Annotated in this window: 16 protein-coding genes and 1 tRNA gene; 4 read left to right on the top strand and 13 right to left on the bottom strand. The window is 54.1% G+C overall.

Annotated features, from left to right (window positions below):
- Nucleotides 1–33: 33 nt before the first annotated feature.
- Nucleotides 34–777, top strand: coding sequence for a phosphoadenylyl-sulfate reductase (locus AC2IAX_RS18465; RefSeq protein ID WP_494388755.1), 744 nt, complete (start codon nt 34–36; stop codon nt 775–777).
- Between the two features lie 219 nt (nt 778–996).
- On the opposite strand, the gene AC2IAX_RS18460 is transcribed toward AC2IAX_RS18465, so the two are convergent.
- Together AC2IAX_RS18460 and AC2IAX_RS18455 are read right to left on the bottom strand one after the other, a co-directional pair.
- Entirely contained in the window at nt 997–2,718 is a 1,722-nt protein-coding gene (locus tag AC2IAX_RS18460) for an ABC1 kinase family protein (RefSeq protein WP_494390439.1), read from the bottom strand.
- A gap of 473 nt (nt 2,719–3,191) precedes the next feature.
- A complete protein-coding gene (locus tag AC2IAX_RS18455) occupies nt 3,192–3,329 on the bottom strand; it encodes a hypothetical protein (protein WP_494388754.1) in 138 nt (45 codons plus the stop codon).
- A 67-nt stretch (nt 3,330–3,396) separates the two neighbouring features.
- Between AC2IAX_RS18455 and AC2IAX_RS18450 the strand changes: the two genes are divergently transcribed.
- Nucleotides 3,397–3,468, top strand: a tRNA-Val gene (locus AC2IAX_RS18450).
- A 134-nt stretch (nt 3,469–3,602) separates the two neighbouring features.
- Here AC2IAX_RS18450 and bchH read toward each other — a convergent pair.
- Nucleotides 3,603–7,472, bottom strand: coding sequence for a magnesium chelatase subunit H (gene bchH / locus AC2IAX_RS18445; protein WP_494388753.1), 3,870 nt, complete (start codon nt 7,470–7,472; stop codon nt 3,603–3,605).
- Nucleotides 7,473–7,802: 330 nt separating this feature from the next.
- Here bchH and AC2IAX_RS18440 point away from each other — a divergent pair, with 330 nt between their 5' ends.
- Nucleotides 7,803–8,777 carry a hypothetical protein gene (locus tag AC2IAX_RS18440; RefSeq protein ID WP_494388752.1) on the top strand — a complete coding sequence of 325 codons (975 nt, stop codon included), beginning with the start codon at nt 7,803–7,805 and terminating at the stop codon, nt 8,775–8,777.
- A 154-nt stretch (nt 8,778–8,931) separates the two neighbouring features.
- Here AC2IAX_RS18440 and AC2IAX_RS18435 read toward each other — a convergent pair whose 3' ends face one another.
- The 9 genes from AC2IAX_RS18435 to AC2IAX_RS18395 form a co-directional block, all read right to left on the bottom strand.
- On the bottom strand, nt 8,932–10,248 hold the full coding sequence (locus AC2IAX_RS18435) for a hybrid sensor histidine kinase/response regulator (protein WP_494388751.1): 1,317 nt from the start codon (nt 10,246–10,248) through the stop codon (nt 8,932–8,934).
- A gap of 456 nt (nt 10,249–10,704) precedes the next feature.
- The gene (locus AC2IAX_RS18430) at nt 10,705–13,869 is read right to left on the bottom strand and encodes an ATP-binding protein (RefSeq protein ID WP_494388750.1); all 3,165 of its coding nucleotides are present in this window, start codon (nt 13,867–13,869) and stop codon (nt 10,705–10,707) included.
- A gap of 116 nt (nt 13,870–13,985) precedes the next feature.
- Complete coding sequence (locus AC2IAX_RS18425) at nt 13,986–14,840, bottom strand: SDR family oxidoreductase (RefSeq protein ID WP_494388749.1); 855 nt, start codon at nt 14,838–14,840, stop codon at nt 13,986–13,988.
- Nucleotides 14,841–14,971: 131 nt separating this feature from the next.
- Entirely contained in the window at nt 14,972–15,619 is a 648-nt protein-coding gene (gene hisIE / locus AC2IAX_RS18420; RefSeq protein WP_494388748.1) for a bifunctional phosphoribosyl-AMP cyclohydrolase/phosphoribosyl-ATP diphosphatase HisIE, read from the bottom strand.
- A gap of 291 nt (nt 15,620–15,910) precedes the next feature.
- Nucleotides 15,911–16,579 carry an ExbD/TolR family protein gene (locus tag AC2IAX_RS18415; protein WP_494388747.1) on the bottom strand — a complete coding sequence of 223 codons (669 nt, stop codon included), beginning with the start codon at nt 16,577–16,579 and terminating at the stop codon, nt 15,911–15,913.
- 288 nt (nt 16,580–16,867) lie between these two features.
- Complete coding sequence (locus AC2IAX_RS18410; protein ID WP_494388746.1) at nt 16,868–17,557, bottom strand: GDYXXLXY domain-containing protein; 690 nt, start codon at nt 17,555–17,557, stop codon at nt 16,868–16,870.
- Between the two features lie 3 nt (nt 17,558–17,560).
- On the bottom strand, nt 17,561–17,683 hold the full coding sequence (locus AC2IAX_RS18405) for a hypothetical protein (RefSeq protein ID WP_494388745.1): 123 nt from the start codon (nt 17,681–17,683) through the stop codon (nt 17,561–17,563).
- Nucleotides 17,680–19,167 carry a DUF2157 domain-containing protein gene (locus AC2IAX_RS18400; RefSeq protein ID WP_494388744.1) on the bottom strand — a complete coding sequence of 496 codons (1,488 nt, stop codon included), beginning with the start codon at nt 19,165–19,167 and terminating at the stop codon, nt 17,680–17,682. The genes AC2IAX_RS18405 and AC2IAX_RS18400 overlap by 4 nt, the downstream gene beginning before the upstream one ends.
- A gap of 127 nt (nt 19,168–19,294) precedes the next feature.
- Nucleotides 19,295–19,468 (bottom strand): hypothetical protein, encoded by a 174-nt coding sequence (locus tag AC2IAX_RS18395; protein WP_494388743.1) that lies wholly within the window; start codon nt 19,466–19,468, stop codon nt 19,295–19,297.
- Between the two features lie 148 nt (nt 19,469–19,616).
- Between AC2IAX_RS18395 and AC2IAX_RS18390 the strand changes: the two genes are divergently transcribed.
- Complete coding sequence (locus AC2IAX_RS18390) at nt 19,617–19,859, top strand: hypothetical protein (protein WP_494388742.1); 243 nt, start codon at nt 19,617–19,619, stop codon at nt 19,857–19,859.
- A gap of 288 nt (nt 19,860–20,147) precedes the next feature.
- Here AC2IAX_RS18390 and AC2IAX_RS18385 read toward each other — a convergent pair whose 3' ends face one another.
- On the bottom strand, nt 20,148–21,737 hold the full coding sequence (locus AC2IAX_RS18385) for an NAD(P)H-quinone oxidoreductase subunit 4 (protein WP_494388741.1): 1,590 nt from the start codon (nt 21,735–21,737) through the stop codon (nt 20,148–20,150).
- Nucleotides 21,738–22,323: the final 586 nt, after the last annotated feature.

Here is a 22,323-nt window from a genome sequence, read left to right as displayed (position 1 = left end):
ATTTTCATCACGATCCAAGGGAGAACACCCACCGTGACATCCTTAGCTGCCCCCGCCATTGACCTTAACAGTTTGGCTCAGGAATTAGAGAATGAAAGCCCCCAAAAAATTCTCGATCGGGCCCTGAGTTTGTATGACAATATGGCCATTTCCTTCAGCGGCGCTGAGGATGTGGTTTTGATTGATATGGCCCATCGATTGGGCAAGCCCTTTAAGGTGTTTACCCTGGACACGGGGCGGTTACATGCGGAAACCTATCAACTGCTCGATCGCGTTCGTCAACGCTACAACATCTCGATCGATGTGATGTTTCCCGATGCGGCGGCCGTGGAAGCATTGGTGAACGCCAAGGGGCTATTTAGCTTCTATGAAGATGGCCATAAAGAGTGCTGTGGCATCCGTAAGGTTGCCCCCCTGCGCCGTAAATTAGCCACCTTGGATGCTTGGATTACGGGGCAACGGAAAGATCAAAATCCCGCCACTCGGGATAGTGTCCCGATCGTGCAAGTGGATGGTGGATTTTCCACACCCGACCATCAATTGGTGAAATTTAATCCGCTGGCTAATTGGTCTTCCAGCGATGTTTGGATGTACATTCGCGCCTACGAAGTGCCCTATAACGCACTTCATGAAAAGGGCTTTATCAGCATCGGTTGCGAACCTTGCACCCGGCCCGTATTACCCAACCAACATGAGCGGGAAGGTCGCTGGTGGTGGGAAGACGCGGGCAAAAAAGAATGCGGTCTCCATGCTGTGAACTTGAACGAGCAAAAGTAGGCTAGTAGCTCCAGCTATCAGTACAGCCAAAACGGATGCAACCCTAACAGACAAGGGGCTTAAGCCCCTTGTTCCATAGCTTAAGCCCCTGATCCCATCAGTTAAGTTTGTGTTGGTTCGTGTTAGCTGGCCGCTATTGGTTCCGGTTAATTCCGGTTAGTTGACCGTTATTCGTATTGGTTGATGATTGGTTGAAGTTAGTTGACCACGGGTTGCAGGCTAACTTTTAAAAGCGGCAGCCGGTGCGCCCCAAGTGGGCAACAATTGAGCAGCCCGATCGCGCGAGAATTCAGCGATCGCATCCCAAGCCGTATCCAACGCCACTTGCATCAGGCGGCTGGGTTCCAAGTCATCCTTCACCAAATCCCACAGGCGCTGCAATTCAGCCCCATGGAGGCGATCGTCTTCCACCAGGGCCAGCAACAACCGTTGGCGCAGCAATTGCCCCTCTTCTGACATCAAATAGCGCAATCCCAAACCAGCGGTGGGAACCAGATCAAACCCGGAATCTGAACGGGCGATCGCCAGCATATTTTCCAGGCGCGTCCATTGAAATTTGCCATCTTCAAACAGCACTTCAATCAGACGGCGACGCAGTTGGGGCGATTCCCCCATCAACAACCGTCGCGCCACATAGGGATAGGCAATTTCCAGAATCTTGAACTGAGGATTCAGACTCAGGGCCAAGCCCTCTTGGGTGACGAGCGATCGAATAATCAACGCAAATTTGGCCGGCACTCGGAACGGATAGTCATACATCAATTCCGAGAATCGATCGGTGACGGTTTTGAAGTTGAAGCTGCCCACATTCCGCCCGATCGCCTCGCCCAAAACCGACTCCAGCGCCGGAATGATCGGACGAATATTCGTATTCGGAGCCAGGAAGCCGAGGCGCACAAAATCCCCCGCCAATTCCTCATACTTCCGGTTCAACAAATGCACCACCGAATCCACGATCGTTTCCTTGGTGGATTCGTTTAACTGATCCATCATCCCAAAATCAATGTAAGCCATTCGACCATCGCGCATGGCAAACAGATTTCCCGGGTGGGGATCCGCATGGAAAAAGCCAAATTCTAGGAGTTGTCGCAGGCCAGACGTGACCCCAATTCCGATCAAAGAATCCCGATCGAGGCCCGCTTCCCGCACCGAGTCCGTGTTGGTCAGTTTTAAGCCATCAATCCATTCCAACGTCAGCACCCGATGGCTGCTGTAGTCCCAGTAGATCACTGGCACTTTGACCGTGGGATCGTCACGGAAATTTTCACCAAATCGCTCGGCGTTGCGTCCTTCGTTTTGGTAATCAATTTCTTCAAACAGTTTGCTGCCAAACTCATCCACAATCAGGGTCAAATCATGGCCCAAATTGAGCGGCAACCAAGGAGCGGCCCAACTGGCACACCAGCGAATTAAATACAAATCAAGGGTCAAGGTTGGCAGCAGATTCGGCCGCTGCACTTTCACGGCCACGTCCTCGCCGCTGTAGAGCTTGGCGCGGTAGACCTGTCCCAAGCTGGCCGCCGCGATCGGTTCGGGGGAAATTTCGCGGAAGATGTCCCGCAAGGGGCGATCCAAGTCCGCTTCAATGATGCTGAAAGCCAGTTCCGTCGAAAATGGCGGGAGCTGATCCTGAAGTTTTTCGAGTTCCGCCAAATAATCCACCCGCACCAGATCGGGCCGAGTGGACAGGGCCTGCCCAACTTTGATGAAGGTGGGGCCCAGGTGGATCAAAATTTGACGCAGTTGCTCGGCTCGCTGGCCCAATTGGTCATCCCGCTCGCCCCATAATTGATCGCCTAACCAGCCAAACACGAATGCAGCACTGAACCAAGCAATTTGCAACAGCCGCAAGATGCCAATCCAAGGTCGCCGGCCGTAAAATTGGGCAACTTCCTTGGGATCGTAGCGACGGGCGCGATTGCTGGTTGTGCCAGCGCGCAAATCTTCCAAAAGAACCGAAGTGGCGTTCACGCTAGCAGCCTCAACCAACCTAAAGCCGGTATTTATTTTAGCTGTAGCACCCGTATAGGAAACTACAAAAATCGAAAAACAATCAAAGCTTTTCGTTACACCCAGCTTGGGGAGTCGTCAAATCGCCTGAAACCCTGATGCTGCCGTTGCCGGATCGTGGGGGGCAAGGGGCTTAGGGCCTGTCGTCATTTAGCCCAAGGCCCTAGATCTGCCGTTAGCGGATCGTGGGGGGCAAGGGGCTTAGGGCCTGTCGTCATTTAGCCCAAGGCCCTAGATCTGCCGTTAGCGGATCGTGGGGGGCAAGGGGCTTAAGCCCCTTGTCTTCATCGGTCGGTGAGAGAAAAAGGTAGAAAGGTAGAACAGTTTCGGCTTTTCAGGCATCCTCTTAGGAAGTTTAGATCGCCCGTGGAATTGGTGTTGCCATGGAGCGGCCCTGGGGATGATTACGACCGATCGCCCCCGATCGTTCCGAAAATGGGGTGTTTCAGCTCTTGCACCGCTGCCCGATCGAGGCTGATGAGCGAGCACTGGCAAACCAGCTCCCCATAGAAGTTCAAAAAATGTCCAAAAAATTTTGCCAAATGACTTGAGCAATTGCGGTCACCATGCTAATCTTTGATTCTGCAAAGGCGGAAACGCACTGAGCGCGGGCGATTAGCACAGTGGTAGCGCACTTCCTTCACACGGAAGGGGTCACTGGTTCAAATCCAGTATCGCCCATCTAAGTAAGTTTGACATAGGCTCAGTAGGGCTTGATGAGCCTATCTGATCGAGACTATTGAGGGCAAATCATGCAGCTCCGGGCTGATCCGCCAAGTATTCGGTAACTTGGCCCACATCCAAGATTGAGTGACTTATGGATTGGTCACCCCCTCCAAGGTCGCGTCGGTTTCGTCGTAGAGGGCTTGCAGTTGACTAACCACGGACTCATCGGCGGCCCAAAATCCACGGCCATTGGCTTCCAACAGACGACCAATAATGTTGCGGAAGGCTTCCGGATTGGCGCGGCGCAGGCGATCGGCCATGGCTCGATCGAGGGCGTAGGTTTCGGCGGCTCCGTCATAGACCCAGCGATCGGCAAAATCCGTCGTGCCGCTCCAACCCAACAGGGCCGTCATCCGTTGGGAAATTTCAAAGGCTCCGCCGGAACCCTGGGCGGCCATGGCTTCCGCCCACTTGGGATTCAGCAATTTAGTGCGATATTCCAACCGCAAGAGACTGTTTAAATCGCGGGGTTGGGTGTTTTTGCCGAAACTTTCCACAAAACTTGCGGTGACGGGCCGCTGTTGCCGTTGTTCGGCGGCCCGCTTCAAGGCTCCGGTGTTGGCGTAATATTCCTGGATATCCGTTAGGCCATATTCCACGGAGTCAATTTCCTGAACAATGCGCTCGGTGGTGGCCAAGAGCCGATCGAGCACTTCTGGGCGGGCTTGCCCCCGATCGCGCCGACCGTAGCTAAAGGCATTGCGCGATCGCCAGGTTTGGGCCAGCTCATCACCAGATTCCCAATTCCCATCATTGACGCGATCGTTCACCAAGGAACCAAAATCCCCCGACGGGTTCGAGAAAAGCCGAGCGCTGGGATTTTCCACCCCTTGGGCCTGAAGTTCCAGAGCATGTTTACGAATGAAGTTTTGTTCGATCGGTTCATCGGCCGCCGCCGCCCGTGCAAACAGATCATCCAAAAGCTCCAAAATATTGGCGAAACTGTCTCGAAAAATGCCCGATAAATTGGCCAACACATCAATGCGAGGACGGCCCAACTGAGCCAGGGGAATTAATTCATAGCGCACAATTCGGCCCGTACCTTCCTTAATCGGTTCTGCGCCCACCAATTCCAACAAAATTCCCAAGGATTCACCCTTAGTTTTGATGGCATCTAAGCCCCAAAGCATCACGGCAATCGTTTCGGGATAGCTGTCCGGTTCCTGACCATGTTCCTGTTGGTGTTGGGCAATCAGTTGCCGGGCGATCGCCCGGCCCCGTTCATAGGCTCCTGGGGAGGGCATTCGGTAAGGATCAAGGGCGTGAATATTGCGGCCCGTGGGCAATGCGCCGGGCCCATCGCGCAACAGGTCTCCCCCCGGCGCGGGCGGAATATATTCCCCATTTAAGCCCCGCAATAGGTTAGTCAGTTCATCGGTATTTTGGTTCAGCAAATCTCGTAAACGAATCGCTTCTTGAATCTGTTCTGAGACCTTGGGATCCAACTCAAACGATCGATTGGGATATTCCTGTTGGAACCAGTATCGATAGGCGTTCAGGGGGCGATCGAGGTCGGATCCTTGGGCGATCGCTTCCAAGACCGATCGGGGCAAATCCGCCTCAAAATAGGCTTCCAAATAGGACAACAGTTGCTCAGGATTGGGTGCAGTTCCCAACACATGTAGCCCACTGGAAAAGAGGCGTTGTTCTAGTTCCTGAAGGTATTGATAGACCCTTGCAAAGTAGCGATCGAGCAAATCGGGGCCAAACAACTTCAGGGTTTCCGCACTCAGCTCCACCCCCAATTGTTGTGCTTCCGGCAGCGGACAATCCCGATCGAGTCCCGTATCCATTAACCGTTGAGCGATCGCATCCCGTAGGGCCGTATTCGCCTGCGGATCCTCGCGATATTCCGCAATTAAATCACGCAGATTCACCAATTCCTTATACAAACCTGCTCGCCCATAGGGAGGCACATTGTGGGAAACCAACACCCCATAGCCCCGGCGTTTTGCCAAAATGGACTCCGAAGGATTATTCGCCGCATAGATGTACAAATGGGGCAGATTTCCTAACAAAATATCTGACCAGGAATAGCCCGTGTTGCCCAAGGGAGATCCCGGCAACCATTCCACAGTTCCATGCATTCCAAAATGGACGATCGCGTGGGGTTGCCAAACCCGCTGCAACCATTGATAGAACGCAGCGTATTGGGGATGGGGGGTCAAGTCTCGCTCAAACATCAAGCGCATGGGATCGCCTTGCAAACCCAAAGGCGGCTGCACGCCAATCCAAACATTCCCAAAGTAAACACCCCCAATATGCAACTCATCCCCAAAGGTTTTAATACCCGATTCTGTGAGGCCGCCCCATTGTTTTTGAATTCGAGAACTGCCGAGATATCCTAACCATTGATCAAGAATTTGAGCCGGAACCCAACCATCGTTCAAGGGAGCTTGACTTGGTTGTGCTCGATGCGGATGCCCCAAAGACCAACGATCGTCGGCGGCTTTCACCTGTTGAATAATTGTTTCGCCGTCGGTGGGCAATTCACCCACGTCATAGCCCTGAGCTTGCAAGGACTCCAGCAACTTCAGGAGCGATCGGGGAACATTCAACAGGGCCGCCGTTCCCGTTGCACCATACCCCGGCGGAAAGCCATACAAAATAATTGCTAACTTGCGATCGCGCGGTGGTGTTTTTCGCAGTTGAATCCAATTTTTGACGCGACTGGTTAGTCGTTGAACACGCTCTGGAATCAGGTAAATGTCATCTCCAACCAGACCACCCAAGGGCACGGTATCGATCGCGCCGTCCAACTCCGGTAGGGCATATAGCACCACGCTTTGGAGACCACCAATTCCTTGTCTTGTCCAAGATTTTAGGTCTTGAATGAGCAAAGGTGCGGCAACTAAATAGGGCACATTTTTGGCCGCCAAAATTCGTTGGGCCACCGCCACCTGTCGCCCCGCTTCCATGGAACCAGCGGGGCCGCCCACCAGTGGAAACCCAATCGTGGAAACAATTGCATCCACCAACACCGCATCCGCCGCCAGGGACTTTAATTCCCGATCGCCCTGGGCCCGCTGTTGTTGCTCATGGGTAGTAGTCAGCCAATCTCGAACAATCACATGGGCTTCCACACCATTAATAAAAATGGGCAGAGGCAGCAAACCCGCCGCTTCAAAATGGCGAATCAGTTGAGGAATATAAGCCTGTTGCGTCACCACATGTTTTCGGTAAAGCAAAATGGCCACTACCGGACGATCGGGATCAATCTTTGGGGCTTTGATTGTCGATCGCTCTGGATCGTTAATCAGAGGATCCAGTAACTGCGGTAAACGCTGCTGACGATACCAGTTCAAATAATCTTGGGGATTCAAAAAATAGCCCGCATATTCAGGGTGCAATAATCCCATGTTGGGCGTTTCAATGGGTGGGGCAATTTCCCCGATCGAGAGACCCAAATATTTTTCAGCCAAAATCCAGAGCATGGCGGCCACATTTTCCAAGCCACCGGCATTCCAATAGCCATAGATAATGAGCCAATTGCGCAAATCCTGTACTTTTTGAATGGGCACAAATTTCAGCAGCTTGGGCCCAGTTTTTAAAAAGCTGAGATAACCAGCCAATCGATCTTCTTCGCGGCCGCTGGAAAATTTGCTGAGAATAAACTTCACAGGTTTTGGCATTCCCGAGGGCTTGTCACCAATCTTGAACGCCCCAATTTGAGTGAGAGAAATTAATTCCAAAGCCGACTCAAAAACCAAGCGAATCGGTATTTGTTGCACTCGATCACGCAACCAAAGCACCTGCTCATAATCAAAAATTAGGCTGGCAAAAAACACATCGGCTTCTGCTAAAGCTGCGGCCACCCGATCGGGCTGTTCCGTAATATCGCGATCGGTAAAGGTGGTCACTTGCAATTGTGGACAACGCTCGATCGCCCGGTGGGCAGCTTTTCGGTACAAATCGGCGTTAAAAGTCTCGAACCCAGCAATGAGAACAATGCGCTTCATGGTGATGGAGGGTAGTGCGAGCGGGATTTAACGCAGGAGATCCAAATTTGATCGGAACTTGATCGGAGCTTGATCGAAGCTTGACCGGAACTGAACCGAAGCCAGAGCGAAACTGAGGTCGATCGCCCCTTGGGAGCCAGATGGAGCCACTTGTTAAGCTAGCATCACCTGACTGTTTCGCTGGGCTATTTCGCAAGGGCGCGGTCGTTTGATCTAACCGAAATTGCCATCGTCCACAGACTGCGGGCCCTGGCCGGGCAGCAGCGACAAATTGCGCCCCAGCCTATCTATTTTGACGAAATTTTTACGAAACCTGGACTGGAGAAACCCATGATCCCCAACTTTTTCCCCACATCCCAAAGCCCCAAGCGTGATGCCGCCGGGACAACTTGGCAAAAGGTGGCGATCGCTGTTGTTCACGGCATTGGAGCCGGGGATCCTGACTACAACAGCGGCAAAGCTGACCAACCAGAATTTATTCGCAGCCTGCAAGATAATCTAATCGATCGCTTCAGTAAGCTAGGCATTTCTGCCAAGGAATATCATCAGCGGTTCGTGATGGCTCCCGTGTATTGGGCAACGGTTCTGGAAAATAACCAACAGGATTTGTGGGCCCGATTCCAACGCCAAAGCGCCATGAATTGGGATCGAATTCGAGAATTTATGGTGTCCTTTGTTTCCGATGCCATTGCCTATCAGGTGAGTCCGCGCGGTCGCCATTCCTATCACGCCATTCATCGATTTTGTGCCCAAACTTTGCACACCCTTGCCCAAGAAGCTGGCCCTAAAGCGCCCCTTTGCATGATTGGCCATAGCCTTGGTTCGATCGTTTCCTATAACTATCTTTTGGATTTGCAAGCGGAATTTGGGAATAACACCGAAGCAGAATCGCTCTTTCGAGAATCGGTGTTGCGCCAAGTGGGCGATAGCCCCTTGGAGCGGGGTGAAACCCTCAGTTTGTATTACACCTTGGGCAGCCCCTTGGCCCTTTGGACATTGCGCGATCGCGATGGGGGCCTGCCGATTCAGTTCCCTGCCCCTCGCCTGACAGAACATTATCCCCAACTGAAATTAGCTACAGAATGGGTGAATATTTACGATTCTGATGATGTGATTGCCTATCCATTACGACCCATTAATTCAGCTTTTCAACGGACCGTGAAGGAAGATTTGAACGTGAATGCGGGAGAAGTTTGGGAAAGTTGGAATCCGCTTTCCCACAATGGCTACTGGAAAAATCCAACAACGGGCGATCGCATCGCCCGATCGCTCCTGAACCTATCTCGAATGATCAATGGCCGCTGATTAGGTTTCTGATGAGCTTTCTGGTTAGAGGATGTCTGAGAAGTATCTTTCAATATGGGCTGAAGATTAATTGTCGTAGAAGGGGCTTAAGCCCCTTGTCTACATCGATCTCTGAGGCGTACAGAGTAGCAATTTTGGCTTTTCAGACATCCTCTTAGGTTTGAGTCACGGGAATTTCGAGAATAAACGTTGCGCCATGGCCGATTTGAGACTGACAATCTAGCCGACCACCGTGGCGATCGACCACAATTGAACGGGCGATCGCCAGCCCTAATCCTGTGCCAATGCCCGTGGGTTTCGTGGTGAAAAATGCTTCAAACAATTTCTGTTGCACCTCCGGCTCAATCCCTGGCCCATTATCAGAAATGATAATTTGCACCCATTTTTGATTCAGAGATCGGGTTTGAATCTTAATTTCCGGCTCCAAACCGCTCATGTGCTCCCAGTCCAATCCATCCAAAGCATCGATCGCGTTAGCAATCAAGTTCATAAAGACTTGGCCCATTTCCCCGATCGAACATTCAACAGGGGGCAACTCCCCATAATCTCGAATGATTTTAAATTCTGACCGGCTGCCCTTGGACTTCAATCGATGGCGCAAAATGATGAGGGTATTTTCTAACCCTTCATGTAAGTCCGCTGGGGCGAGCTGTTGATTGCCCATTCGCGAAAAATTGCGCAAACTTGCTACCAAATCGCGAATTCGATCGGTTCCCAAGCGCATGGACTCCAAAATCTTTGGAAAATCCTCCATCATAAAAGGCAAGTCCAAATCCTGGGTTTGGGTTGCCAAATCCGCTGGCGGCTCTGGATAAAACATTTGATAGAGCTGCAAAACATTCATCAAATCTTCTGCATAGTTACAAGCATGAACCAGATTGCCATGAATAAAATTCACGGGATTGTTAATTTCATGGGCAACTCCCGATAGCAACTGTCCCAGGCTGGATAGTTTTTCCGCCCGTACCAAACTGAGGTGGGTATCTTGCAAGTCCGCCAGGGCCTTTTCCAGGGCCGCTGTGCGCTCAGCCACCCGAACTTCCAATTCTTGATTGCGATCGGCCAAGGCTTTAGTAAGGGATTGCAAGCGCAAATGTAAGCGCACCCGTGCAAGGACTTCATCTTGCTGAAAGGGCTTGGTGATATAGTCCACAGCCCCTAAATTGAGACCACGCACCTTATCATCCACCTCCGATAGGGCGGTCATGAAAATGATGGGAATGGCGGAGGTTTGACTATTAGCCTTCAAGCGGCGACAGGTTTCAAACCCGTCAATTCCTGGCATCATCACATCCAGCAAAATTAAATCTGGGGTCGCAAAATTGACCCGATCGAGCGCCACTTCTCCAGACTGGGCGATCCAAACTTCAAACCCCGCATCATCTAATAAATCAGACAGCAAACTAAGGTTAGCTGGCATATCGTCCACAATCAGAATCGTGGGACGATTTTCAGCGGCATCGAGGGACATGGCTCAAGGATGGAAGGTTTTGCAGTAAAAAGGGTGCTGGGAGAATTGAAGGATCGCCATTTAAAAATCGCTATTTAAGGATCACCAATCACTGGGTCGATGATTTGGCCAATGAAATGACTGAGCCCATGAAGCGCTGGATCGAAAGTGCTGAAAATCAGGTTAAGGCATCAACAATCATGAACTAATGATTAAGAACAAGCAAGACTTTTTCCTGAGAAGATTCTGAATGGCTAGTCTTGCCGGTTTTTGTGATGAATTATGATCCCGGGGATCATAAATGATTAATGATTTGAGCGATGATTGCGCTCAATTTCATGATCCTCAGAAAATTATTGAAGACCTTTGATGGTCTCTATTCTCTCGAAAAAAGCTATTTTCAGCAATTTCTCAGCCAATTAATTGAGCTGGGATCCTGATCGCCCATTGCTGTTTGGGCTAACGCTTCCTTACCCGTTAATTCGCGTTCGATCGACCCGGCGCTTGATTTAAAAGTTCCAAAATTCCCTGATCGTTAAACGCCTGGGCCAGACTCTTGAGCCGTTGGGCAAAGGGAGCAAGGGTTGGATCCTGCTCTGCCAGGGCCTTGGCTTGGCGCTTCAGGGCGTTGAAGTTGCCCTTGCGGGCCAGGGTTTCGAGCTGCTCCAACAACTCGGGGTCGATCGGGTAGATGAGTGCTGCATCCGGGGGTAGGTCGGGTTCCGCCGCCGACTGTGCCAAGGGTGACGGGGCGATCGAACTGGCTTCATAAATCCAAACCAGTTGCAAGTGTTTTTGCAGCAGGTGCAATAGCTCGTGGGTTTGCACCGGTTTGGGCAAAAAGTCGCTGCCACCCGCGTCCAAGCTTTGTTGTCGATCGCTCTCAAAAACGCTGGCAGAGGACACAATAATCGGCAATTGCTGCAACTCAGGATGGCGACGAATCAGATCAATCAGGGTATAGCCATCCAAGTTGGGCATCAATAAATCCGTAATTACCACCTGCGGGCGATGGTGCTCCAAAAACTGCCAAGCCACGGCCCCATCTTCCGCTTCCTGAATCACAAACCCGATCGGCTCCAGCATTTCCCGCAGCACGGCCCGGTTTTCCCACTTGTCATCCACCACCAAAACCTGGGGCGCGATTCCTTGAACGCCCACAATTTGCCCCTGTTGCGTCATGCGAGAATGGCGGCTCCACTCGGCCGCCATCGGCAAGGACACTTCAAACCGAAAGCTGCTGCCGACTTGGGGTTGGCTCTCGACGGTAATTTGGCCGCCCATTAGCTCCACAATTTGTTGGGAGATCGCCAGCCCCAGCCCAGTGCCCTCCGTTTGGCGCTTGGTCTCGCCCACCTGCTCAAAGGGCAGAAAAATGCTGCTGAGTTGATCCGCCTCTAGGCCAACGCCCGTGTCTTGCACTTCAAATTGCACCCGATCGCCCCCCATGGCCAACACGCGCAGGGTGACCGTGCCGCTGTCTGTGAACTTGATCGCATTGCCCAACAAATTGAGCAACACTTGGCGGAGGCGCTTTTCATCGGTGCGGATGCCTTCGGGTAAGTCATCGGCAATTTCTTCCGCGAATTGCAACCCCTTCAGTTCCGCGCGCAGACGGCACATTTCCGTTACCCCGCGCAGGAAAGCTCGAAAATGAAACTCCGTGGGATGCAGTTCCATTTTTCCGGCTTCAATTTTGGCCAAATCCAGTACGTCGTTGATCAGGGTGAGCAGATGGTTGCCGCATTGGTGAATCACGCCGATTTTGGCCAGTTGCTCTTCGTTTAAATTGCTCGATCGCTGCAACACCTGGGCATAGCCCAAAATGCCGTTCAGGGGGGTGCGCAACTCGTGGCTCATGTTGGCCAAAAATTCACTCTTGGCCAAATTGGCCACTTCCGCCGCTTCCTTGGCTTCCGCCAGGGCTAGTTCGGCCTGTTTGCGGGCGGTGATATCAAACAACACGCCGCTAAACACAACCGTGCCGTCATCGGCGCGTTTGGGGGTGGAAGCGCCTTGCCACCAACGGAGGGAACCATCGGGACGAATCAACCGAGCCTCGTAGGCCCATTCCGTGGGATTGTCCACCACGCGGCTGACGGATTCGATGTAGCCGTCCCGATCGTCCGGGTGGATGGCACTAATAAACCGGCCCAGGTCGGCCATGAATTCTTCGGCGCTGAACCCCGTTAGTTCGCTGACGCGATCGCTGATGTAGTCGATCGTCCATTGGCCCTCGTGATTGCTGAACTGAAAGATGGCTCCCGGAATATTTTGAGCAATGCTGCGCAGACGGGCTTCGCTGGTTTGCAGGGAGGCTGTGCGCTCGGCCACCCGTTCTTCCAAGGCTTGGTTACTGGCGGCCAATTCCTGAAAGGACTGTCGTAATTGCTGGGTCATGGTGTTGAAGGCCCGGGCCAGTTGATCCGTTTCGGCGGTTCCTTCCGTCATCACCACCTGATCCAGTTGATTGGCGGCCACGGCATCGGTGGCCGCACAGAGTTTCACCAAGGGCCGCGACACCTGCCGCCCAATCCACCAACCCAGCCCGATCGCCACCGCCAAGGCCAGCAACATGATGGTGAGGATGTCTCGACGCGCGGCCATCACCGGTTCCGCAAAGTCGGCTTCCGGAATCGCCGTCACCAACAACCAGTCCAAACCGTTGCGATCGCGCAGGGGCGACACTTGCACCAGCAACCGGGTTTGTTGGGTGGGGCCAATGAATTTGGTCGTGAGTTGGGTGGTTGGGGTATTGGGCGGAATGGCGGCCCAAGTGCCAAAGCGCTGTTCAACGGTGGCAACGGCCGCTTGCAGAATTGAATTTTTGAGGTCTTTGGCCCGAATCCGTTTTCCTTCCGGGGAAACTGGGTCGTTGGTGGAGGTGGCAATCACCTGGCCCGATCGCTCCACAATGGCCGCCACCCCGCTGTGGCCAATATTTTGGGCCCGCAAAAAGGTGCTGATTCCTTCCAAGGCCAGGTCAGAGGCAAACACGCCCACCAGTTTTCCGGTGCGATCGTACAGGGGTTGCACCGCTGAAATGCCCAGTTCCCCCGTGCCCGAAAAGGCAAACACCGAAGTCCATTGGGGGCTGCGGGCGGTGATTGCGGTTTTGAACCAGGGGCGATTGCGCACATCATAGAGCTGGCTGTCCTTTAGGATGCGCCGCCCTTGGCGATCGACCTCAAAGGTGCGCCGCAAGCCCGATCCCAATCGATCGCTCCGTTTAATTAGGGTGCTGCTGGGCAATTCCCGCACTTCCAAGGAGCCGCCGACTGCTGTTCCAAACTCCGTGGTGGTGACCAGGGGAAACAGTTGCAACTTTTCGTGGAAATAGGTTTCCAGCGCCGAAAAATCCGCCAACTTCACCTGATCAGCCGCAAAAGCCTGCACATGGAGCTGATTGAGGCGCAACGGCTCGCTCAGGTATTGATGCACATAGGCTTGAATTTGCCGATCGACCTCGGAGCCAAGGCGATTCATCAGCGCATCCACGGCCCGTTGTCCCTGAACGAGCACCACTTGCCCCGTTAGCCCCACGGCCACCAGCGCTTGCAAGGTTGTGACCAGGACGATCAATTTGCTCAGGGGCCAACGGGGCGATCGGGCAAATTCAGGTGCAGAACCAGATTCAGTCACAGTGAAGATACCGAGTCAGGGGGCAGCGGGCCAACGGCGGGCCCATTCCCATCATCGCCGTCCCCTCCCCCCAACTGCCACCAACCGGCCCGATCGCCAAGCCCCTCATCAGGGCGCTACAGCGGAATCGTGGCCGATCGAAACTGGTAACCCGCTGTTTTGAGTTTTTGATTGGAAACCCGCGCATTGTAAGGACGCTGGGCCGATTTCGCTGGATTCCAAGTCACCCCCGGCCATCCCCGACGGCGAAAGGCCCGATCGAGCAATTCCGCCTGGGTTAAGGGTTCGTCATGCACCAGGTTATATAGCCCCGACAACCGTGTTGCTTGGGCAAAGGCGATCGCCCCCACAATGTCATCCAAATGGATCCAATTACTCCAGTCTTGACCACTACCGGGCCGCACTTGGCCACTGGCCGATCGAAAAATATCCGCCACCTCGCGGCCGGGCCCGCAAATGCCCCCCAACCGAAACACACAAACGGCCAAACCGTCCCGCGCCGCCCCCAACAACACCTGCTCCGTTTCCAGCAAGATTTGGCCATTGTCCGTGGTGGGCTGGGGCAGCGTGGTTTCATCCACCCAAGCCCCGCCCCGATCGCCATAAACCCCGTAGCTGCTGGTGTAGATCACCTGACGCAGTTGGGGCAATTCGGGCAACAGTTGCGCCAGGGTTTGGGCACTGTGCAAATAGGTTTCCCGATAGATGCCCGATCTCCGGGGCCCCAAACAAACCAACAGCGTAGTTTGCCCAGCCAGGGCCGACCGCAACCCCGCTTCATCATCCCCCCGCAAGCAAAGGGCCCGATCGCAACAATCCGCCAGCTCCGCCAGTCGATCGGGTGTGGTGGTTGTGCCGGTGACGGTCAATCCCTGCGATCGCCAATATTGCGCCATCGGCCGGCCCACATAGCCACAGCCCAAGATCATCACCTGCTCTGACCCTGAGCGATTGATTGCAGCGTCCATCATGGAAAACACGGGAGATCAACAAAAAAATCCACAACGGAAAATCCACAATGGGAAATGAATCCCAAGCTCGAAACAGCAATTACCCAAAAAGTAATCACCCAAAAAGTAATTACCCAAAAGGCGGTGAGCCTTTAACCGCGTCGTTCCTGAAGCTTGCGATAAACCGCTTTTAAATCCACCTGATGATGGGCGATCGCCACGAGGGTGTGATAAAGCAAATCCGCCACTTCCGAGGCGATCGACTCCGGATCATCATCCTTACAAGCCATCACCACTTCGGCCGCTTCCTCACCGATTTTTTTGAGGATTTTGTTATCCCCACCGGCCAGCAATTTGCAGGTATAGGACTCAGGATTTGGGTTAGCCTTGCGCGATTCAATTACCTGAAAAACCTGCGACAACGTGTCAGCAGGCGGCGGAACCACTTGACCATCCACTTGGTGGAAACAACTGCGGGCCCCCGTGTGGCAAGCCACATCCCCAATCTGTTCAATGGTCATTAACAGGGCATCGCTATCGCAGTCATAGCGAATGCTTTTAAGCTTTTGAATATGTCCAGAAGTTGCGCCCTTGTGCCACAGTTCTTGGCGCGATCGGCTCCAGTACCAAGCCTCGCCAGTTTCCAGGGTTTTTTGCAAGGATTCTGCATTCATCCAAGCCATCATCAACACTGTGCCATCCAGATAGTCTTGGGCGATCGCCGCGACTAATCCTTGTTCGTTGTAGGCGATGCGATCGACTGGAACGGCACGGCGCAAAGCTTCAAGATCGGTGGCCATAGAATCGCTGCTGTGGGGGGTGAGGATTGGGCAAACCATTGGCCCTGGGGCGCAATGTTTCAGCGCCAACCGGCCGCCAAATGGCAGGACAAATCATAGCAACTTTCCATCGCTTCCCCGCTTCGGGGCCGATCGAGTTCCGCCCGCTCGCCCAACCACTTGTTATAAGGGCAAGGGGCTTAAGCCCCTTGTCTGGGTCGGTTCAAACATCCTGTTAGGGTTGAATCGGCAGCCGATTGTTATAGGGGCGAGGGGCTTAAGCCCCTTGTCTGGGTCGGTTCAAACATCCTGTTAGGGTTGAATCGGCAGCCGATCGCCCGGTTGCGCCGGAGCCGGTGACTGGTTGGGTAACAGATACGGCTGATTCAAGCCATTGCCGCCCAAGCCGGGGTTATTCGGGCTGCTGGGATTGGAGTTACTGGGATTGGAATTATTGAAGCCAGGACTGTTGAAACCCGGATTCCCAAAATCGCCGCCCTGACTCGGATCATTGGGCACGAGGGGCTGATTGCCGAATGGGTCGAAGTTGTCGGCCGATCGCTGGGCTGGGTTTTGGCCGCTGGGCAAGGTGGCCAGAGCCACCCGATCGCCCCCAACCGATCGCAGCAAGTCCAACACCGCCACCACGTCGCTATAGAAAGCCGACTGGGAGGCATAGAGGACGATCGTCCCGTCCGGTTGGGCTTGCTTAAAGGCTTGCAGTTGGGTCAGCAGCGCTTCTTTGGTCACCGGGGCTTGCTGAAAATACAACTGGCCGGCGGGGCTGAGGGCCACCATCGCCAACTTGCGCATCTGGGGCTGGCCCGTGCTGGCTTGGGGCAGGTCTACCCCAATGCCCTGTTGGCGCGTCAGCCCGATCGCCGCCAGGATAAAAAAGGTCAGAATGCAGAAAATCACATCGATCAGCGGCACGATCTCAATGCGAATTTCTTGATCGGACGAGTCGAGGTTGATTTTCATAAATTCATTCAGAAATTGATCCAGAAATTCATTCAATTATGCGAATTAATGGCACGATCGGCGCTGCGACTCTGGGCATCGAAATTGATACGGCCTTGACCTAAGAGGATGTCTGAAAAGCCAAAATTAATACAATGCTTGCTCCAGCGAATGCTTGCTCCAGCGATCGACGGAAACAAGGGGCTTAAGCCCCTTGCTGCCACGACTATTGGTGCTTAGTTCGGGCCGAAAGATACTTTTCAGACATCCTCTTACAGGCTACACCGCAAATGACTGCTCAGACATCCTTTAAAACTGATAGCGATCCTGCTCAATCCAAAGGCTGTGGGCCACGGCCTGCCCATCAGCACCCACGCGAATTTCCACCACAAACGGTAAGGGGCGATTGGTGCGGGGCCGCGCCCAGTTCATGCGGTTCACGCCATTGATTTGGTCATTAATTTGCTCCCGTTTGGATTCGTCCATGTAATAGGTTTCCAGGTTGTAGCGGGGCATGGCGGCTATGACTTCACCCCGCAGGGCCACTTGGTTGACGGGCAGTTGGGCCGGGCGATCGGGACGAATGGCCACCGGTTGCCAGGGCTTGGGCCGATCGGGCGGTTGATTGGGGTCTTCGGTGGCGCTGTTGGTCGGCTGTTGCAGGATCAGGTAAAACTCCCGCCGTTCATAGGGCAATCGCGGTTTTTGTTTTTGATCCCGATCGGTGGCGATGGTTTTCCAGCCCGGCAGCTTTTCCAAAACGCTCACCTGGTTGATGTCGTAGCTGAGGGTTTGGGAATAGCCCCGCATCCAGTCGTAGGGATCCACCGGGCGGGTTTGCAACACCACAGCCCGCCCCCAGTAGTAGGTCATGGCCGCTTGGGCCGGAATTCCGATCGCCAGGCCCAGTTGCAACAACATCGGAATCCAAAATCGCCAACCGGCGGCCCTCGATGGGGAACTCTCTGGGTCGATCGGGGAAATCAAGTCTTGGGTCATGGTTCAGGCTTCCAAAATAAATGACAGGGAATTGCAGGGAATTAACGGGAACGGGGTTGTGATGAGCGCGGATCCGGCGGGTCGATCGGGATGAATCACCAGCGATCGCGCGTCCCGATCGCTCACGATCGCACTGTGGGGGAAGAATTCGACCCATTCAGCGTTTGCACCGATCGCTCAAACCACAGACCCGCCGCAATTACCCCAACACCACAGAGCACAAACACCAGCGCCTTCAGCAGCAAATCCGTGTTGTACTCCAGCATCCGCGTCCAGATATCCAGCACCAACAGCAACAGCCCGCTCCAAAAGGCCAAGCGCCGGCCATCCGATAACCCCTCGCGCACCAGACCTATGCCCAACAGGAACAGGCACACATTGGCCAGCAAGGTTCCCCAACTGGGCAAAGCCGCCACGTTGTAGTGCCAACCCAAGGTCAACCCCAACGACAACACCAGGGCCCAAAGCACCGCATCGGTGAGCCATTGATCGGCCCCCATGGCCCCACCGCGACCCCGCCGCGACCACATCAGCACCGCCGCCACCGCCGCCACGGCCACATCCACCGCCAGCCAAGGAACAAATTGCGCTGGATCATAGAGATTGCCATCGGTGCTGGAACCGCTTTGGCGACCGGAACCGTCCCAGAAAAACCAGAAGCTGGTGAAGTAAAACGTGCCCATCAGCCACAGAATGGTCAAATTTTGGGTGATGTTTTGAAAGTTCAGTGGCCTGGGGTCGATCGCCCCGCCGGGCACCAGCCAGTGGCGCAAAGTCCGAGGCAGCGGCAACCGCAGCCACCAGCGTTGCACGGCCGGCCAAAGCTGATCGCGATATCCCCAACCCAGGGCAAAGGGCAGCGCCAAAGATAACAGGCTGGCAACCCAAGGGTGCATCAGGCTCCACCAGAAGTTGGTTTGCAAGCTTCCCAGCGTGAGCAACCAAGCCAAACCAAACAAAAAGCGCGATCGCGTCACATGGGCCAGGGGCAAAAAAGCCAGGGCACTCACCAAGGGCATATGCTCCGCCAACGCTCGCTGCCAACTGGGTTCCGGCTCCCACCAGTCATAGAGACCTGACCAATAGCCCACGATCGTCAAAATCAGCGCCAACAACCCCAGGGGCATCAGCCGCAGCCCGATCGCCATGGTCAACACACCGCCGCCCCAAATGAAGTAGAGGCTAGACAAGGGGCCGCCCTGGTGAAACATCTGGGCCGTTAGGGCCAAATTCGCCCCCAACAGCAATCCACCCAACAACAACAGGGCCTGGCCCAAGCGGCGTTGCCCAACCAAACGGGGCGTGGGCGATCGCCACAAATAAAAGCCCAAAGCTTGAACACCAACCAGGGCACTCAACAACACCCCCACCCGAAACGCCCGGGGCCATTGCTGCCAGTTGGCGGCCACGAAGGTGATCACCCCCAACCCCAACAACACCCCTCCCAAGCACAGCAGGATGGTTACGAAGCGGTTGCGGGCCCCCTGATCGAGGGTTCGGAACTGATAGCGATCGGCTAGGCGATCAAACTGTTCCGGTTGCAGCAGGCCATCGGTCACCCACTGGCGAGCCTCCTGGCGCAACTGATAACGAAAGCGCTCGGTAATCACGCGGTCAATCCTCCCCTAATTGCGGGCCAACGCGATCGACAGTCTCCCGACCTGTCCGAAGGGCATGATTCAACAACCATGACCGGGGACAGTGGGACAATTCTTAGCAACAAACGGTTCAGGAAACTTAGGGTTTAAGGGCTGGCAATCCCCGATGGGTCAATGTTCCCAGCCCGATCGCCCCGATGGCATCCAATCTGGCATTTCTCGGGCCGATCGATCCATCCCCTGTGCCACCTGCCCCACGGGCCGACTTCAGTTCCAGTCCCAAATCCGTTGAGGGGCGATCGGGAAGCTGCATTGATCAAGTTCGGCAAACACGAAACATTTTTAAAGTCAATTGATTGTAAATATTTTTTACGAAGTGTTATAGTTGTTAACAACAAAGCCACCAAGCCTTAACCGCTTGTTGCTTCGTCCCCCTCCCTCCACCTTAAGGACTGTTTGTTATGAAGACCGATCTAGACTTCTCCAATCCTTACCTGCTTGACTCCGTAGTCTTCCGCCCCGACTTCAACTCAACGGGCGAAGCCATCAACCTCAATCAAGCCTGGTCTCTGTTTTTTACAGCGGGGCGCGAAGATAAGGCCCTGGGTTTCAATGCCGAAACCGGACGCTTTTTCACCAATATTCTCTTCGCCCTGGCGGCCGCAGGGGCCCTGTGGGGTCTACTCTTTAGCAGCACCCTCTAAGAGGATGTCTGAAAAGCCAAAATCGATACTCTGCACGCCTCATCGATCGACGAAGACAAGGGGCTTAAGCCCCTTGCCCCGCGACTATTGGTGCTCTTCAAGTGCCTCAAGATACTTTTCAGACAGCCTCTAAGTGATGGCTGCTGAGCTTTTCCCGCCTCGAATCCCCAGCAGTTAACCTGCAATGAGAATCGTTAAAACCGACAAGAGCCGGGCCACAGTGTGGCCCGGCTCTAAATCTATGGAGAGCATCCTGCTGAGAGCGTGATTTGGCTCAGGAGTTGCCCCCTAGGGTTCCAGGGCGATCGCCGGAGCTGCCAACGGTTTTGCGCCCGGCATCAGCCCGATCGGCCGTGACTCTCGGCTCACCAGAGTCGGAACCGCATCCCGCAGCCGCGCCGTGAGTTGCACCGTCGTTGAGTCATAGATCTGAGTCAACAGCTTGGGATAGAAGCCAATGCCAATGATCGGAATTAGCAGGCAGGCGATGATGAATACCTCACGCGGTTCCGCATCGATCAGCACCTCGTGGGACACCAATTCCTGGTTTTCCGGGCCGTAGAAGATTTCCCGCAGCATCGACAGCAGGTAAACCGGCGTGAGAATTACCCCCACCGCCGCCAGGAAGACCACGATCACCTTAAAGGGCAGCGAATAGGCATCACTGTTGGCAAAACCCAGGAACACCGTTAGTTCTGCCACAAAGCCGCTCATCCCCGGCAAAGCCAGCGAGGCCAGCGAACAAGCCGTGAACATCGAGAAGATCTTGGGCATCTTTTGGCCCACGCCGCCCATTTCGTCCAGCATCAGGGTGTGGGTGCGATCGTACGTGGCCCCCACCAGGAAAAACAGGCTCGCCCCAATCAGCCCGTGGGACACCATCTGCATCATCGCGCCGCTGATGCCCAAGTCCGTAAAGGAACCCAGCCCAATCAGCACAAAGCCCATGTGGGAAATCGAGGAATAGGCGATTTTGCGCTTCAGGTTCCGTTGGGCAAAGGAGGTGAGCGCCGCATAGACAATATTCACCACCCCCAAAATCACCAATACGGGCGCAAAGGTAGCATGGGCTTCCGGCAACATTCCAGCATTCATCCGCACCAGGGCATAGCCACCCATTTTCAGCAGGATGCCCGCCAGCAGCATGTGAACTGGAGCCGTGGCCTCCCCGTGGGCATCGGGCAACCAGGTATGGAGGGGGAAAATCGGCAGTTTGACAGCGTAGGCAATCAAAAATCCGCCGTAGAGCAACAGTTGCAGTGTGTGGCCGTAGGGTTTGAGGGCCAACTCCCGCATATCAAAGGTGACCGTATCGCCGTAGAAGGCCATGGCCAGGGCGGCAACCAAGATAAATAGGGAGCCACCGGCGGTGTAAAGGATGAATTTGGTGGCGGCGTAGAGGCGTTTTTTGCCACCCCAAATCGATAGCAGCAGGTACACCGGAATCAGTTCCAGTTCCCACACCAGGAAGAACAGGAGCAAGTCCTGAACGGCAAAGACGGCGATTTGACCGCCATACATGGCCAGCAGCAGGAAGTAGAACAGTTTGGGCTTGAGGGTGACGGGCCAGGAGGCCAAAACGGCCAGGGTGGTGATGAAACCCGTCAACAGGATCAGGGGCATGGAGAGGCCGTCTGCGCCCACTGACCATTTCAGGCCGAGTTCGGGAACCCAGGTGTAGCTTTCCACCAGTTGCAGTTCGGGGTTGCCGAAGTCGTACTGGGTACAAAAGGCATACACCAACAGGATGAAGTCAATGAGTCCTACTCCCAACGAAAACCAGCGTACGGTTTTGCCGTCTTTGTCGGGCAACAGGGGCACGATCAGGGCGGCGACGATGGGGAGGAGAATGGAGGTCGTCAGCCAGGGAAAGTTCATAGGAAGTCTTGCGTCGCTAGGCGCGATCGCGACTTAGCAAAGCGTTAGTGGGTGCGTTACTCAAAGCGTTGAGTGGTGATGGTTTTAGCCATCTCTGCTGACAGTGTAAGCAATGGGATCGATCCCGTGGCGATCGCTTAATACTTTGGTTACAAAGCACTTTGAACTCTTTAAAGTTCCGTTGCAGTTTGTGGCTATTTCCTAATTTTTTGCTATGCAGCTTTTGGCAGGAATTCCCCTTGCGGGCGCGATCGCCTTTGGAACTCATTAATTCTTAAGAATTGATCAAGATTAACGTTTGTCGATTAAGACCTGTTGTCATTTCCTGGGATCCAGTGGAAACAGTTGATCTTCCATGCCCTAACCACCCTAGACAAGGGGCTTAAGCCCCTTGTCCCCTACGATCCGCTAACGGCAGATCTAGGGTTTTGGGCTAAATGACGACACCCCCTACCCCCTGTCACTTAACCCTTGGTTGCTTCCTTCCCCTAGGCATTGTCGTAATCTGGAATTCTTGATCTTTAGATTGTTGAGATCTGAAGAATCGTGGGAATTGATGGGGATCCTGAAAAACGCCGAACTGGCG

This window comes from Limnothrix sp. HT2024 (genome assembly GCF_059138625.1).
This window is presented reverse-complemented; position numbering and strand designations above follow the sequence as displayed.

Excerpts from the sequence above, each read along its gene's own strand:
- bchH (WP_494388753.1), bottom strand. The coding sequence starts at position 7,472 with ATGAAGCGCATTGTTCTCATTGCTGGGTTCGAGACTTTTAACGCCGAT.
- AC2IAX_RS18440 (WP_494388752.1), top strand. The coding sequence starts at position 7,803 with ATGATCCCCAACTTTTTCCCCACATCCCAAAGCCCCAAGCGTGATGCC.
- AC2IAX_RS18435 (WP_494388751.1), bottom strand. The coding sequence starts at position 10,248 with ATGTCCCTCGATGCCGCTGAAAATCGTCCCACGATTCTGATTGTGGAC.
- AC2IAX_RS18425 (WP_494388749.1), bottom strand. The coding sequence starts at position 14,840 with ATGATGGACGCTGCAATCAATCGCTCAGGGTCAGAGCAGGTGATGATC.
- hisIE (WP_494388748.1), bottom strand. The coding sequence starts at position 15,619 with ATGGCCACCGATCTTGAAGCTTTGCGCCGTGCCGTTCCAGTCGATCGC.
- AC2IAX_RS18415 (WP_494388747.1), bottom strand. The coding sequence starts at position 16,579 with ATGAAAATCAACCTCGACTCGTCCGATCAAGAAATTCGCATTGAGATC.
- AC2IAX_RS18410 (WP_494388746.1), bottom strand. The coding sequence starts at position 17,557 with ATGACCCAAGACTTGATTTCCCCGATCGACCCAGAGAGTTCCCCATCG.
- AC2IAX_RS18395 (WP_494388743.1), bottom strand. The coding sequence starts at position 19,468 with ATGCAGCTTCCCGATCGCCCCTCAACGGATTTGGGACTGGAACTGAAG.
- AC2IAX_RS18390 (WP_494388742.1), top strand. The coding sequence starts at position 19,617 with ATGAAGACCGATCTAGACTTCTCCAATCCTTACCTGCTTGACTCCGTA.
- AC2IAX_RS18385 (WP_494388741.1), bottom strand. The coding sequence starts at position 21,737 with ATGAACTTTCCCTGGCTGACGACCTCCATTCTCCTCCCCATCGTCGCC.